The sequence below is a fragment of the Psychrosphaera aquimarina genome (genome assembly GCF_032461525.1).
Lineage (GTDB): Bacteria > Pseudomonadota > Gammaproteobacteria > Enterobacterales > Alteromonadaceae > Psychrosphaera > Psychrosphaera aquimarina.
Map to the genome: position 1 here is coordinate 1,092,589 of NZ_JAWCUA010000010.1, position 15,569 is coordinate 1,108,157.

Consider the following 15,569-nt stretch of genomic DNA (forward strand, 5'->3'; position numbering starts at 1 on the left):
GTGTCGAAAACAACTTTTTATTTGTGTTCGTTATCGTTTAATATTTTAGCAATACGGTTGAAGATAATTTCCGATAAATTCCAATAGTAGAGTTCGGAGTCTGTTGTATTGTTAAATTGAACGACAACTGTATCAGTCTCTTTATAATATTTGGCATGGCTTTGATAGCCAGGAATCCAACCGCCATGTTCATACTTATAAATTGAACTATATATTTCCTGCCCACCTTGCTTAAACAATGAACCATCATTTAGTGCACGCAAAAATATACCCACGTCTTCTGCTGTTGCGATCATTCCACCATAATTAGATGACTTTATATCTTCCTCGACACCGACATGATATCCCCCCATTAAATTATCAATATTTACATCATTAAGTGAACCATAAGTGTTGACTAAATTAAGAGGCGTTAATATTTCATCTTTAATGTATTGAAATCTTTCTTTGCCGGTTGTTTTTTCAATCAGTTTGGCAATGAGTAAATAGTTGGTATTTGAATATTCATAGTCACTATCTGGTTTAAAGTTAGCCGGTAAATCAAGTATCAGCTCAAGGGCTGTTTGGTAATTTTCAGCAGGGTAAGTCCAATAGTTTGGCGTGTCAGTGTAATTAGGTATGCCACTTCTGTGTTGCACCATCATTTTTAAGGTGATTTTATCTGCATTTTCAATTCTTCCTGCAAGTTCAGGGAAGTAATCGGCAAGAGTGTTAGTTAAAGATAATTGTTCGTTATTGACTAACTTGGTAATGGCAACGGCAGAATATAATTTACTAATACTGCCTATCTTAAATAAATCATGAGGGTCTGCGGATATTTTGTTTGCTCTGTCAAACCAACCAGCTGCAAAAAACTCAGATGGTTTGCCTTTTGTATCCACGTAAACGATTATGCCATCAAAACCCAAATCAACGGCCTCATTAACTTGCTCTTGAACTGTATTTGGTAATGGTAATACCCAAGCCTTTATCAAGAGCCAAGGTACAAATGCCAGAGAGATTATGGTGCCAAAAAGTAATGCCATTCTGATGTAACCTCGGAATTGATTATTCAAGTTATGATTCTCTTTATGCAGTTTATTTATTGGTATAATAACAAACCAATTAAGTAATTCATGTATTCATATTCATTGATTTATAAGTGCCAAAGAAATGACAAAAGGTGACAAAGAAAATTAATTTTTGAATTGTCCCGAACTAAAGTTAGATAAAATTTAGTTCGGGATGTGTGTTAGGTGAAGTAATTAATAGAATTGGTATTAGTGATTATTGCGCCGTCCAAGCGCCGTCTATTGGTAAGGCAGAGCCGGTAATCGATGATGCTGCATCAGTACATAAAAACAATATTAATTCACCAATATGATTGGTTTGTGCCATTTGTGCTTTAGGTTGTTTGGCGGTGATCAATTCATGTTTAGCTTGTGCCATATCGATGTTTTTAGCTGCGGCAATATCTTCTATTTGTTTATTAATTAATGGTGTTTCTACCCAACCAGGACAAATAGAGTTGGCGGTAATGCCGTTATTAGCATTCTCAAGAGCAACTACTTTGGTTAATCCTACAATGCCATGTTTAGCGGCTACATAAGCGGATTTATTCACCGAACCGACTAATCCATGCACAGAGGCGATATTGATGATCCTTCCCCAGTTATTTTGCTGCATATGAGGAAGCGTTTGCTGAATGGTGTGAAATGCGGATGACAAGTTAATAGCTATAATGGCATTCCATTTATCCACCGGAAACTTATCTACGGATTCAGTATGTTGAATACCGGCATTGTTGACTAAAATATCGATGCCGCCCATTTGGTTACTGACTCTTTCAATCATTGCTGTGATCTCTTCTGGATCACTTAAGTTAGCACCATCAAATAAAGTGTTGATCCCGTAATCATCGGCAAATTGTTTGGCTAACGTTTCGCCTTCTGATTCAGACATTAAACCATGTAACACTAAATTTATGCCTTGTTTAGCCATTACATGAGCTGCTGCCAATCCAATGCCGCTGGTGGAGCCAGTGATCAGTGCATTTTTATTTTTTAACATTATGAACCTAATTTGACATTTTTTTTATGATGTTAAGAGTATATCGGTTATACAAATGGTTTTAATTACTACCTTAGGTCAATACGCAAAGTCGTTATTTGATCACCTCAGGTGGTCTAAAGTAGCACTTAAAAACAGTAGGTTATGCCAACAAGTTAAACTAAACTTTAAAACACAAATCAACAAACAAACTGTCAAGTAGGGTTTACTGAACACAGTTTATAAAAACAACAATTGTTGACGTTATGTAGGGTGTATAAATCAATGTTATGCCACCATGACACTATTAAGATAATAAGTATAAAAATAAAAAGTTAAAAATACAGAGGGTTAATTTATGTCGGGTTTTGACAAAGTAGTGAATAGCTACCAAGAAGCCATGGCGGGACTGGAAGATAACATGACAGTCATCGCGGGTGGATTTGGTTTATGTGGCATCCCTGAAGGGTTAATAGCCGAGATTAAAAACAAAGGCACCAAAGGCTTAACGGTTGTATCTAATAACTGTGGCATAGATGGTTTTGGTTTAGGCATTTTATTAGAAGACAAGCAGATCAAAAAAATGGTGTCTTCTTATGTTGGTGAAAATGCACTTTTTGAAAAGCAATTACTGGATGGTGAATTAGAAGTTGAATTAACGCCACAAGGTACCTTGGCTGAGAAAATGCGTGCTGGTGGTGCGGGTATTCCTGCATTTTATACAGCAACGGGTTACGGCACACCCGTAGGTGAGGGCAAAGAAAGCCGCGAATTTAATGGTCGTCATTACATTTTAGAAGAAAGCATTACTGGTGAATTTGCCATTGTTAAAGCTTGGAAAGCTGACCGTTACGGTAATTGTGTTTACCGTCATACTGCACAAAACTTTAATCCTATGGCCGCTACGGCAGGCAAGATCACTGTTGTGGAAGTGGAAGAGATTGTTGAACCGGGTGAGTTGTCGCCAACTGAAATTCAAACTCCGGGGATTTATGTAGATCGTATTATCTTAGGGTCTTTTGAAAAACGTATCGAAAAAGTAACCACAAGCGATTAGGAGTGACACATGAGTTTATCTAGAGAACAAATAGCCCAACGTGTGGCACAAGAATTCAACGACGGTGATTACGTAAATTTAGGCATAGGCATTCCAACTTTAGCCGCTAACTATGTGCCTGCTGACATAGAAGTGATGTTGCAGTCAGAAAACGGTTTATTAGGCATGGGGCCTTACCCAACTAAAGCGAATGTAGATGCTGACATGATCAACGCAGGTAAAGAAACCGTAACTGCAGCCACAGGTGCAGCTATTTTTAGCTCAGCGGAAAGCTTTGCCATGATCCGTGGCGGCCATGTTGATGTAACGGTATTAGGTGCGTTTGAAGTTGACCAAAACGGAAATATTGCCAGTTATATGATCCCAGGCAAGTTAGTAAAAGGCATGGGCGGCGCTATGGATTTAGTTGCTGGGGCAGACAACATCATAGTTACTATGATGCATGCCAATAAACATGGCGAGTCTAAAATATTGCCTGCGTGTACGTTGCCGCTAACAGGCGTTAACTGTATTACTAAAGTTATTACTGACTTAGCTTATATGGAAATTGAAAACGGCGAGTTTGTGTTAAAAGAACGTGCGCCGGGGGTTACGGTTGAAGAAATTATATCTAAAACAGCAGGTAAATTAAGAGTGGATGGTGATATACCAGAAATGCAATTTGCTTAGTGTTTAAATGCTTTATCATATTGTGGTGATATGACTTTAGGGATCTGTATCAGATCCCTTTTTTTATGCGTGTTAAATAGAGATCAAGTTTACGCATTGACGTCACGAGCCAATTTAAGTTGTAGTTAATAATAGGCGAGTTGCTAAAAATGCATTTGAGCTGTAATTTATCGTTAAATAAGGCGAGTGCGCAGATTTGTGTAGTTGTTTTTTAACACATCAAGATGCCAATTGAGTCATTAAAATAACTTGTATTGACAGCGTTGATGGAAATGAAATACAAACACGTCAGTGACAATTTTTGTAGGTATTTATTATGTCAAACATAGTTCCATTAGAGTGTTCGTGCAAAGCCGTAAAAGGTCAGCTTAAAATAGTACCTGGTTCGTTTTTTCATGTGCAGTGTCTTTGTTGCGACTGCCAGAGTTTTGCGGCACATTTAAACAATAAAGAGCAAATTCTTGATCAACATGGAGCAACTGAATTAGTTCAAACCTATCCCGCTTATATGAAAATTACACAAGGGCAAGACAAAATTGCTTGTGTTCAATTAAATGATAAAGGTTTATATCGGTGGCATACCGCCTGTTGTAATATGCCATTAGCGAACACAATGAACTCATCAACCGTGCCTTTTGTTGGTGTATCAGTAGAACTAATGAAATTTGGTAATGAACAGGAAAAATTGGAACTATTGGGGCCAATAACAATGAAAGCATTTGGTAAATATTCAATTGGTGAGATACCAAAAGATGCCCACGCTCGATTTCCACTTTCCTATTTGCCCAAGATAATCGCTTTTATGTTAAAAGGAATGTTTACCCACAAAAACAGACCTTCTCCGTTTTTTAATAAAAAAATTCCCGTAACTAAAGTTAACGTTTTACCTTAGTTTATTATGCATCCATCGGTCATAAAGATAAGTGAAGATTACTTTAAAACATTAAATGTTGAGGCAAAGACATTAACTAGTTGGTTTTTTTGTGATAATAAAATTGACGCCAATGAGTGTGCAAAGCTAGTTTTGCAAAATATTAAAAAGGCGACATCGCCATCCTTATGGTGGTTCCATGCTAACGATGAAATATTGCCAAACGTTGGTGACCTAAACATAATCACCAATTGGAATGGTGAGGCGCAATGTATTATTGAGACAACAAAAGTTTCTATTGTGCCCTTTAATGAAATCACGGAAGAATATGCCGCTCTAGAAGGTGAAGGCGACAAGACACTTAAGTATTGGAAGCAAGTACATTGGCCTTATTACCAAAGGGAACTTGAAAATACCTGTTATACCCCCCGAGAAGATATGCCGATTGTGTGTGAGGTATTTAAGGTGGTTTTTACACCAGACTAATATTTATAAATGGTTGTCGTTTAGCATGTTCTATTAGTCAATGAGCATTGAGTAAATGACTGTTAACTATATATTTCAATAACCAATAACCAATAACCAAGGTGCGCATTAAATGCCTGAAGCTCATCCAGACCGTATTATGTCATTTGAAACCGCAACTGCGTTTGCTCAGTGGCTTGAACTTAATCACGCTACAGAAAGTGAGTTATGGGTGAAAATATTTAAGAAAGGTTCTGGTATTGTTAGTGTGAATTGGGATGATGTTGTCATTGAGTCTTTATGTTGGGGCTGGATTGATGGCATTAAAAAATCCCTAGACGAACAAGCTTACCTGCAACGGATAACCCCGAGGAAAGCTCGCAGCGTGTGGTCAAAACGCAATAGACAGCATGTGGAACGTTTGATTGCTGAAGGTAAGATGATGGCGTCTGGTCTTGTTCATGTGCATGCAGCACAATCGGATGGACGTTGGGACAAGGCTTACGCTGTCAGTGAAATGAAAGTGCCTGAGGATTTTATTAAAGCGTTAGAAGTAAAACCCGAGGCAAAACAGTTTTTTGAAAGTTTAAACAAATCGAGTCATCAAACCATCTCATATGCTTTATCAAGCTGTAAAAAAGCGGAAACAAGAGAGCGACGGTTTGTTAAGTATATGGACATGATGCTCAACCAACAAAAGCCAGTTTAATCATGTTTGGTTATTAAGGATATCAACTCGTCCGTCGCCCAAAAGCATTCGAGGTATTTAAAGAAAATAAACCCAATTAACATTGTTAATTGGGTTTTTAATATTTTGCTAAATATTGTAAATGTAACGGCTTAATTTACCGCTCCGTTGGCAATTAAAAACTCACGTATCTTTGCTGTTTTAGCACCATTGAGGGGACTTCTTAATTCTTTCCCTCGAACGGTTTCAGCGACAACTGATAAATTAATATCTGCCCCTTGGTCTACTAAAAACTTCACGACGTTGAAGTGTCCTGCCCGTGAAGCACTAATGAGCGCCGTTTCATCATGTACGACTATGGCATCTAGTTGAGCGCCTTGTTGGTACAAATAGTTAACCATTTCCAGATTATTGGTTAATGCGGCTGTAATAAGTGGGTTGCCATCTTGAATACATTCACCATTTACATCAGCCCCACGGTCTAATAAATATTCCACTAATGGTTTATTGTTGTTTTTCACTGCGATAATCAGAGGTGTACCTTCGCCAATAATTTTATGGTTTATGTCCATCCCGTTATCAAATATCTGTTCGATTTCAATTAGATTACCTTTAGATAAAATGTGAGTGATTTCATCATTGGTTTTGTTATCCAGAATATTAGCAAAACAAATGCTGGAGGCGAAAAGGCAGACACTAGACATTGCGATTACTTTAAATTTCATTGATGTTACTTTGCTACCTTTGTTTACAACGGGTGACTGATCAGAAAAAATATTCATTTTTAAATCCTTACTATTATTTAAGTGCTGTTTAGTAGAGTCGAGGTGAGCTGTAAAAAAGTTTGACGTTATTAGAAAGTTAACAGGCGAAGTTATTTTAGGTTGTGAGCGCAGTTGGTTTTGAAGCAAAAAAAGGCCCTGCGTTGCAGAGCCTGTTTAACTATTAAATCGAGCGATTTATTTATTTCTGACGTTTGAACTCAGACGTTTTAGACCAGTTTGGCCAGTCTTGACTGTTTGCTATTGTATATCCAACTTCAAAGAATAACTGAACGTCTTGCTGTGCGCCCGTTAAGTCCCAGCTTGAGCGATATTTATCACAAGGCTGGTGATAACAACCACGAACGATAAGATTCATTTTTTTACGGTATTTTGCTGTTTCTTCATCTAAAGGATCATTACCGCCACCGGCGTATAATGCTGGCACACCTACTTTGGCAAAGTTGAAATGATCTGAACGATAGTAATATCCTGCTGACGGATTTTTGCCTTTCGTAACACTTCTGTTTTGCTTAGTGGCTGCGGTAGTTAAATAGTCATCCATTTCTGACTTACCTAATCCAGTAACGCTGATATCTTTAACTTTTCCTAACACATTTAAGCTATCCATATTGATAACAGCAACCGTTTTATTAAGGGGTAATACTGGATTTTCTGCATAATAACGAGAACCTAATAACCCTTGCTCTTCCGCAGTAACAGCCAAAATAGTCACTGAACGTGATAGAGGTTGTTTTAACTCCGCATAGGCTTGGCCAATTTCTAAGATACCACCAATACCTGTCGCATTGTCGTGTGCACCATTATAAATTTGGTCACCTTTTTTAGTTGTATCCACACCTAAATGATCCCAATGCGCGGTATACATAATATGTTCATCAGCCGCTTTGTCACCCGGTAAAGTCGCAATAAAATTATAGCTTGTCGACTTTTTCACTTTTGATTTAACATCAACTGAAGCCGTTAACCCACCTAATTCAACCGATGTTGGTTTTTTCATGGCTTGTTTTTTTAGTTTATCAAAATTCAAACCGGCTTTATCAAAGATCTCTTTTGCAACTTCATGTTGTATCCAGCCTTCAACTGCAACTCGACCTTTGTTACCGTCATCTTTCCACAAACCATATTGTGGACCTGTCCAGCTATTTTCAACGACAGTCCATGGGTAAGAAGCCGGCGCTGTTTCATGAATAATAATGGCCCCTGCAGCACCTTGACGGCTAGCTTCTTCGTATTTGTATGTCCAACGACCGTAATAGGTCATAGTGGTACCTTGGAATAACTCTGGATCGCCAGACTCATAACCAGGATCATTAACAAGAATAACGGCCGTTTTACCTTTCATGTCGATACCAGCATAATCGTTCCAGTTATATTCTGGTGCGTTAATACCATAACCCACGAAGACTAATTCTGAGTTTTTTAACTGTTCAAATTCACTAGTACGACTAGTGCCCGTGACCATATCTTTACGATATTCATAAGCTTTACCGCCAATGGTCAGTACTTGATCTTCGTTACCAACAATCTCGACTAACTCCACGGCTTGTAAAAAGCTGTCGCCATTGCCCGGTTTAAAACCGTATGAAGTGAATTGTTTGGTTAGGTAATCTAGTGTTAGTTTTTCACCAGGACCTGTAGGAGAACGACCCATGTAACGATCGCTGGCAACTTCTTTAACATGTTTGGCAATATCTGCTGCTGTGATTGAATCGTAAGCTCGCTGAAAGTTATCTTCCGCGGTTGCATTAAATGTAGCTAAAACACTGGCAGCAAGTGCCATGCTTTTTATTGTTATTTTCATATTTGACGTTCCTGTAAATACATTGAATTACATAGGTTTTAAATAAAAGATGTTGGATACTAAATGATTTTTAATAACAACTGTTTAATATAAGTTGGATAAAAGGAGATCCAAAACTGACTTGAGTATAACTATCTGTTTTGGATCAAAATAGACCCTAAGCTCATTTATTTGTTAAAACTTTTTTGTTCACGGTTATCGGTTTACTGTATCCTCTAGTTAATAAAGTTAGATAGGTAATGCATTTACATTAATTTATGAAAAAATTTGAAACTTTCACAGAATGGACAACCAGTTTTGCTAACCAAGGTTGTTTTGACCATATCAATGCAATGACCGCATTTGACGAGTGGCTAGGTTGGCCAAGTACCGAAGCATTACAAACCTTGCAGCCAGACGAATTAAAAAACTTAAATAATAAAACTATTCAATTTGTGCCTCAGTCTGCAGAGCAAGATTACTCAGCCGTTGCCTACGAAGAATACATATACGAAACGGGCAAAGTACCTACACGAGAGAAGTCATGGCATGATATCTTTGGTGCTTTATCTTGGTGTATGTTTCCACAAACCAAAGCTACTATTAATCAACTTCATTACCACGACATCAAGCAATTTGGTACACAACAACGTAGTAGTTTAAGAAACGCATTAACCTTATTTGATGAATGTGGTGTTGTGTTGGTGACAACCAATCAAACCTTGTTAACCGCGTTAAAACAGCATCAGTGGCAACAAGCTTTTGTAGAATTAAGGCACTTATGGCATCAAGCGTCAGCAGAAGGAGTAGCTGTTTATCAGTTTGGTCACGCCAATTATGAAATGTTAACCAAACCATACGTGGGGTTGACAGGTAAGTGGTTAGTCATTGATGCCAGTGCTGAGATTGCCGGATTACCACTTAATGTTCAGTATAGATTGGTGGATCAAAAACTAGCCAATGCACTTAAAACTGGAACTCTTAACGACAATTCAAATCTGTATCCGTTACCTTTATTAGGCGTGCCCAATTGGTATGACGCGAATGAAGATTTTCGTTTTTACAACAACACAGAATACTTCAGACCTAAACCAAATAAATAGGAAGTGGATATGAAACTATTGTTATCATTAATTTTTACTGCTGTTGTTACAACATTTAATCTTAACGCGGCAGTTGCGTTTGAGTTTAAAACAACCACAGAAGTAACGGGCCTTAATAAACCTTGGGGCATGACCATGTTACCCAATGGTGATGTGATCATTACTGAACGAAATGGGCAACTAAGACGTTGGAATGGAGAGTCGTTATCAAACCCAATTCTAGGTATACCTGAGGTACTCGACGGTGGGCAGGGCGGCATGTTAGATGTAAAAGCCCATCCTGATTTTGCTAATAACCAAATGTTATATTTTACCTATGCCGCAGGGACAAATAGCCAAAATGGGACTCATTTAGCCAGAGCCAAGTTAACAGACAATGTGTTATCTAATGTTGAAGTATTATTCAAACCTTCCTTTTTAAAACGCAGCAGTTATCACTTTGCTGGCAGGATAGAGTTTTTATCTGATGATACTTTAGTGTTTGGTGTGGGTGATGGTTACAGTTATAAAGAACATGCTCAGGACTTAACCAGTCATTTAGGTAAACTTATCCGTTTAAATGACGATGGAACCATTCCAAGTGATAACCCATTTATAAAACAAAAAGATGCTCAACCAGAAATATACACTTACGGTCACCGTAATCCACAAGGCTTAGCTTTTGACATTAAACGGAACATTCTATTTTCCAATGAACATGGACCTAAAGGCGGCGATGAAGTAAACATTATTAAACCTAGCTTAAATTACGGTTGGCCAGAGATCACTTATGGGGTGGATTATTCAGGTGAGATCATTAGCAAATATTGGTCTAAACCAAACATGCAACAGCCTTTAGTGAATTGGACACCTTCTATTGCACCGTCTTCAGTCGTTGTTTATTACGGGAAAGCGTTTCCTGCATTAAACGGTCATTTGTTAAATACCGCATTAAAATTCCAAGAATTACGATTGGTAGAACTGACTAATTCAGTAATTAAAAACGGTGTAAGTGAAGTTCAAATAATGAGCGAAACTACGTATTTAAAAGAATTAAAAGAGCGTTTTCGTGATATTGAGTTGGATAATGAAGGCAATATTTACCTACTGACGGACAGTGGTAAGTTAATAAAATTAGAACCGAAATAGTGGTGAGTCGTAAGTATGGCTGCGCCACAAGCTAGAAGCTTTAAGTAAAAACAATTAAATAAATCCTTTTTACTTTTGTGGAGTTACATCAGCCTCTCGCAACTGGTTTTCCCGAACCTCCAGACACAAAAAAACTTGAAATGAGTATCAACTCAATTCAAGCTTTTGCTTACAGCTTACAGCTTACAGCTTACAGCTTACAGCTTACAGCTTACAGCTTACAGCTTACAGCTTACAGCTTACAGCTTACAGCTTACAGCTTACAGCTTACAGCTTATAGCTTACAGCTTATAGCTTAAAACTTTCACGCTCTCATCGGAATATCGTTATTTAACAGAGTCTGTTTTAACTCTTGAATATTGATAATCTGTTTATGAAAGACGCTGGCTGCTAATGCTCCGTCAACTTTGGCTAGTTTAAATACATCTTCAAAATGAGATATTTCACCAGCACCACCAGAGGCGATTAAAGGTAACTTACAAGCGGCTCTTATTTCTGTGAGCTGTTTGATGTCATAACCACTTCTTACCCCATCTTGATTCATGCAGTTTAATACGATCTCACCGGCGCCAAGTTGTTGTACTTGTTTAACCCAGTCAATCGTTTTCCAACTGGTTTTTTGCGTGCGTGTTTCATCACCAGTAAATTGATAAACTTCGTAATCACCAGTGTCATTATTAAAAAATGAATCTATACCAATAACAATACATTGTTGGCCATAAGTATCATGTAACTCAGTGATTAATGCTGGGTTAGAAAGAGCAGGGGAGTTGATAGATATTTTATCCGCACCCATAGCTAAAATCTCACCCGCTTGTTCTACCGTTTTAATACCACCGGCTACACAAAATGGAATATCAATCACTTGTGCTATCTTAGTAACCCAAGACTTGTCGACAACGCGGTCGTCGCTTGAGGCGGTAATATCATAAAAAACTAACTCGTCAGCACCTTCCTGAGCATAACGCTCAGCTAGCGGGACTATATCACCAATTATTTCATGATTTCTAAATTGCACGCCCTTTACAACTTTACCGTCTCTGACGTCTAAACAAGGAATAATGCGTTTGGCTAACATGAAATTCTCAGTATGAATAAGTAGAATAAAGGCGCAATTTAATTTTCTCAGGCTGTGCTGTCAACTGTTTACGTTAATAACTTATGTATTAATGGAATAGTGGAGCATAAATGTACTACATACGTAATCATTGGATTAGGACTTTACAACCCAGTTAATTCCATTATTTTTGCTACATAATTATTATAAAAGTCAGTTCAGGGGCGCGTTAATGTCTATTCAATTTCGATTTAAAAAGTCGATGTTATTAATCCTTACCAGTTTAAGTTTATCAATCAGTGGATGCAGTTCGGATTCAGTTGAACAAAATTCTGAAGTACAAAACATTGCGGAACCGGTTTCATATTTACAACGTGATGTGACGGACGATGTCTTTTATTTCGTGATGCCTGATAGATTTTATAATGCAGATACCAGCAATGATGAAGGTTCTAAAACGGTTTCTATCTCAGCAGGGGGATTTGATCCGACAAGTACTGGACACTATCACGGTGGCGATATTAAAGGTCTAACGGCTAAGTTAGATTACTTACAAGATATGGGTATTACGGCTATATGGTTAACACCTATTTTACGTAACATTGCGGTTCAAGGTGACTCTTCTGGTTATCATGGATATTGGCCATTGGATTTCACGCAGATAGATCCACATTTAGGTACTAATGATGATTTAGTGGAATTGATTGATTCTGCTCATGAAAAAAACATGAAAGTGTTTTTCGACATTATCACTAATCACACAGCGGATGTGATCAAATTTAAAGAATGCCATGACAAGTTAGAAGTTAAATTCAGCACGTCAAATCAGTTATGTGAATACAAGACATTAGCGCAGGTGAAGTCAGGCGATAAATACACGCCTTATATTCCAGAACACGCAAAAGCGGTTAAATTCCCAGCTTGGTTGAATGATACTAAGTTTTATCACAATCAAGGTGATAGTACATGGCAAGGTGAAAATTCAGTATACGGTGACTTCATGGGATTAGATGATGTTGATACCGACAACCCTGAGGTTGTTCAAGGCATGATTGATATATTTAATAATTTAATCACTGAATTTAAACCTGATGGTTTTAGAATTGATACAGTTAAACACGTTAACATTGAGTTCTGGCAGCAATTTACTCCTGCTATTACCGAACATGCTAAATCCCAAGGTATCCCTAAGTTTTTTGTTTTTGGTGAAGTTTATGATGGTAATCCAGAAGTATTAAGTTACTTCACGACAGTCGGCAAAATGCCGTCGGTACTGGATTTTGCTTTCCAATATAGAACAAAGGATGTGTTTGCTTTTGAAAAAGGCACAAACAACTTAACGGATTTATTTTCTAAAGATGAATTGTATCTAGATGAAGACAGCTCGGCTAACCTGTTGATGAATTTTGTTAGTAATCACGATGTTGGTCGTTTGGGTTATACCTTAGATCAAGCGTTACCTAATGCAACTGACGAAGAAAAGGTGAAACGCGCGGCATTATCAAATGCGTTAATGTATTTTGCTCGCGGTATTCCAGTGGTTTATTACGGTGATGAACAAGGCTTTACCGGAGATGGCGGTGACCGTGGCGCGAGAGAAGATATGATGCCGTCTAAAACCCCATCGTATAACGACAATGTATTACACGGCACCACAAAAACCACAGCGGATGATAATTTTGATAAGACTCACGTTTTGTATCAAAAGTTTGCTGATTTTGCCAAGGTATATCAGCGTTATAACGCTTTACGAAATGGTGAGCAGGCAATCTTATCTTCATCTGATGATGCGGGGATTTTTGCATTTAGCCGCAGCATTAAAGACGAGAAGTTGATAGTGGTATTTAATTCAGCTTTGGAAGCCCGCTCTTACGAAAACGACACACTTCTGTCTTCACAAGTAGTTTATGGAGATGGTGAGTTGGAAAAGAACTCGGTTAAGTTACCAGGCTTGAGTGTTTCTATTTTAAAAGTGAATTAACTAAGTCAAAGTTAAAATCGTTTTATCAAATACAAAGGTGCTTTTAGAGCACCTTTTGTTTATTTGTTATGCACATCAGGTATTACCAGTTGATTTAATTACATAAAATCAAACGGAAACTTTCCTATTTAGCACTTTGTTACGTAAAATAAACAGATTAATCACTTCATGTTTATGAACGGAAATACAATGTCTGAATTAGTACCTAAAAGCCCACTTTATATCCACCATTCTGGGCCAGCGTTAATCGAAACCCCATTATTAAATAAAGGTACCGCATTTACCAAAGTTGAACGAACCAACTTTAACTTAATGGGCTTGTTACCTCCGCGTTATGAAACCATTGAAGAGCAATTAGAGCGTGCTTATATGCAGTACTCTAGCTTCCAAGACCCAATTAATAAGCACATTTACCTACGTAATATTCAAGATAATAATGAAACCTTGTTTTTTAAATTGTTAAATCGTCATATTGAAGAAATGATGCCAATTATCTACACACCTACGGTAGGTGAGGCTTGTGAGCGTTTTTCTGATATTTACCGTAGTAATCGAGGTTTGTTTGTTTCATTTACAGAACGTGATCAAATGGACGATATTTTACGTAATGCAACAAAACGTAATGTAAAAGTGATCGTTGTTACCGATGGCGAACGTATATTAGGTTTAGGTGACCAAGGCATTGGTGGAATGGGCATTCCAATTGGTAAGTTATCTTTGTATACAGCCTGCGGTGGCATAAGCCCAGCGTATACTTTACCGATTACGTTGGACGTAGGAACCAATAATGAAAAACTGTTAAACGATCCTATGTATATGGGAGAGCGACATAGACGTATTAGCCAAGCGGCCTATGATGATTTTGTCGACCAGTTTATTCAAGCCGCTCAAAGGCGTTGGCCTGGCGTTATGATCCAATTTGAAGATTTTGCGCAACCAAATGCAATGCCGATATTAAAACGTTACAGAGATAATGTTTGTTGTTTTAACGATGATATACAAGGTACTGCAGCCGTTACTGTTGGTACTTTATTAGCGGCGTGTCGTAAAAAAGGGCAGAAGCTGTCGGAGCAGAAAGTCGTGTTTGTTGGTTCTGGCTCTGCAGGTTGTGGTATTGCTGAGCAGATCATCATGCAAATGATTGCTGAAGGCTTAAGTGATGAACAAGCAAGAAGCCAAGTATTTATGATGGACCGTTTTGGTTTATTAACCGAAGGCATGTCGGGCTTACGAGAGTTCCAACAAGCACTAGTGCAAAACCAAACGAATATTGGCAACTGGAATATAGAAGGTGAATACGCCAGTTTGTTAGAAGTGATGGTTAATGCAAAACCGGGGATTTTAATTGGGGTGTCTGGTGTACCTGGACTATTCACGGAAGAAGTGATTAAAACCATGCATAAAGGCAATAAAACACCAATTGTGTTTCCTTTAAGTAACCCGATTAAACAGATTGAAGCGCGTCCTGAACAAATAATAGAGTGGACCGACGGTGATGTGATTTGTGCATCAGGTAGCCCGTTTGACCCAATAGAATATAAAGGTAAGTTTTATCATGTTGCGCAGTGTAACAATGCGTATATTTTCCCTGGTATTGGTTTGGGCGTATTGGCAGTTAAATCTAAAATTATCAGCGATGAGATGTTAATGGCAACCAGTGTGACCTTGGCAGAATCTTCACCGGTAGTGAATACTGGCAATGGTAACTTATTGCCAAACTTGAAAGATTTACCAGAGCTGAGTAAAACAATTGCTTTTAATGTAGCCAAAATAGCAATGGAACAAGGGCATGCGTTAACTATTTCTGACGAAGAGCTAAAAGCACGAATTGAAAAGGGCTTTTGGTTACCAGAATATCGACCGTACAAACGGGTAAGTGTTTAGTTTTATATTTAAAGCCGACAAGTTTATCGGAATATGATTAAGTTAGTTTTCACTAAAGGTAGGTTATTAAAGT

14 protein-coding genes are annotated in these 15,569 nt (G+C 38.0%); 9 read left to right on the top strand and 5 right to left on the bottom strand.

What is annotated here, in order from left to right; genetic code table 11:
* Positions 1-17: 17 nt before the first annotated feature.
* The gene (locus tag RT723_RS16915) at positions 18-1,025 is read right to left on the bottom strand and encodes a serine hydrolase domain-containing protein (protein ID WP_428983715.1); all 1,008 of its coding nucleotides are present in this window, start codon (positions 1,023-1,025) and stop codon (positions 18-20) included.
* 241 nt (positions 1,026-1,266) lie between these two features.
* Positions 1,267-2,049 (bottom strand): 3-hydroxybutyrate dehydrogenase, encoded by a 783-nt coding sequence (locus RT723_RS16920; RefSeq protein ID WP_315948313.1) that lies wholly within the window; start codon positions 2,047-2,049, stop codon positions 1,267-1,269.
* A 337-nt stretch (positions 2,050-2,386) separates the two neighbouring features.
* Here RT723_RS16920 and RT723_RS16925 point away from each other — a divergent pair, with 337 nt between their 5' ends.
* The 5 genes from RT723_RS16925 to RT723_RS16945 all read left to right on the top strand — a co-directional run bounded on the left by RT723_RS16925 (position 2,387) and on the right by RT723_RS16945 (position 5,799).
* On the top strand, positions 2,387-3,085 hold the full coding sequence (locus RT723_RS16925; RefSeq protein ID WP_216053493.1) for a CoA transferase subunit A: 699 nt from the start codon (positions 2,387-2,389) through the stop codon (positions 3,083-3,085).
* Between the two features lie 9 nt (positions 3,086-3,094).
* Entirely contained in the window at positions 3,095-3,754 is a 660-nt protein-coding gene (locus tag RT723_RS16930; protein ID WP_315948315.1) for a CoA transferase subunit B, read from the top strand.
* 316 nt (positions 3,755-4,070) lie between these two features.
* Positions 4,071-4,646, top strand: coding sequence for a DUF6151 family protein (locus RT723_RS16935; protein ID WP_315948316.1), 576 nt, complete (start codon positions 4,071-4,073; stop codon positions 4,644-4,646).
* Between the two features lie 6 nt (positions 4,647-4,652).
* Positions 4,653-5,111: an ASCH domain-containing protein gene (locus RT723_RS16940; protein WP_315948317.1), complete on the top strand. Its 459-nt coding sequence runs from the start codon at positions 4,653-4,655 to the stop codon at positions 5,109-5,111.
* Positions 5,112-5,223: 112 nt separating this feature from the next.
* Complete coding sequence (locus RT723_RS16945; RefSeq protein WP_315948318.1) at positions 5,224-5,799, top strand: YdeI/OmpD-associated family protein; 576 nt, start codon at positions 5,224-5,226, stop codon at positions 5,797-5,799.
* Between the two features lie 131 nt (positions 5,800-5,930).
* On the opposite strand, the gene RT723_RS16950 is transcribed toward RT723_RS16945, so the two are convergent.
* Positions 5,931-6,560: an ankyrin repeat domain-containing protein gene (locus RT723_RS16950; protein ID WP_315948319.1), complete on the bottom strand. Its 630-nt coding sequence runs from the start codon at positions 6,558-6,560 to the stop codon at positions 5,931-5,933.
* A 181-nt stretch (positions 6,561-6,741) separates the two neighbouring features.
* Positions 6,742-8,364 (bottom strand): M28 family metallopeptidase, encoded by a 1,623-nt coding sequence (locus RT723_RS16955; RefSeq protein ID WP_315948320.1) that lies wholly within the window; start codon positions 8,362-8,364, stop codon positions 6,742-6,744.
* Between the two features lie 257 nt (positions 8,365-8,621).
* On the opposite strand from RT723_RS16955, the gene RT723_RS16960 reads away from it, so the two are divergent.
* Positions 8,622-9,446, top strand: a complete 825-nt coding sequence (locus RT723_RS16960) for a DUF3025 domain-containing protein (RefSeq protein WP_315948321.1) — start codon at positions 8,622-8,624, stop codon at positions 9,444-9,446.
* 9 nt (positions 9,447-9,455) lie between these two features.
* Positions 9,456-10,574 carry a PQQ-dependent sugar dehydrogenase gene (locus RT723_RS16965; RefSeq protein ID WP_315948323.1) on the top strand — a complete coding sequence of 373 codons (1,119 nt, stop codon included), beginning with the start codon at positions 9,456-9,458 and terminating at the stop codon, positions 10,572-10,574.
* A gap of 304 nt (positions 10,575-10,878) precedes the next feature.
* Here the strand turns inward: RT723_RS16965 and hisF are convergent, their stop codons facing one another.
* Positions 10,879-11,652 (bottom strand): imidazole glycerol phosphate synthase subunit HisF, encoded by a 774-nt coding sequence (gene hisF / locus RT723_RS16970; RefSeq protein ID WP_315948324.1) that lies wholly within the window; start codon positions 11,650-11,652, stop codon positions 10,879-10,881.
* A 211-nt stretch (positions 11,653-11,863) separates the two neighbouring features.
* On the opposite strand from hisF, the gene RT723_RS16975 reads away from it, so the two are divergent.
* The gene (locus RT723_RS16975; protein WP_315948325.1) at positions 11,864-13,612 is read left to right on the top strand and encodes an alpha-amylase family glycosyl hydrolase; all 1,749 of its coding nucleotides are present in this window, start codon (positions 11,864-11,866) and stop codon (positions 13,610-13,612) included.
* Between the two features lie 189 nt (positions 13,613-13,801).
* Complete coding sequence (locus RT723_RS16980) at positions 13,802-15,496, top strand: NAD-dependent malic enzyme (protein WP_315948326.1); 1,695 nt, start codon at positions 13,802-13,804, stop codon at positions 15,494-15,496.
* Positions 15,497-15,569: the final 73 nt, after the last annotated feature.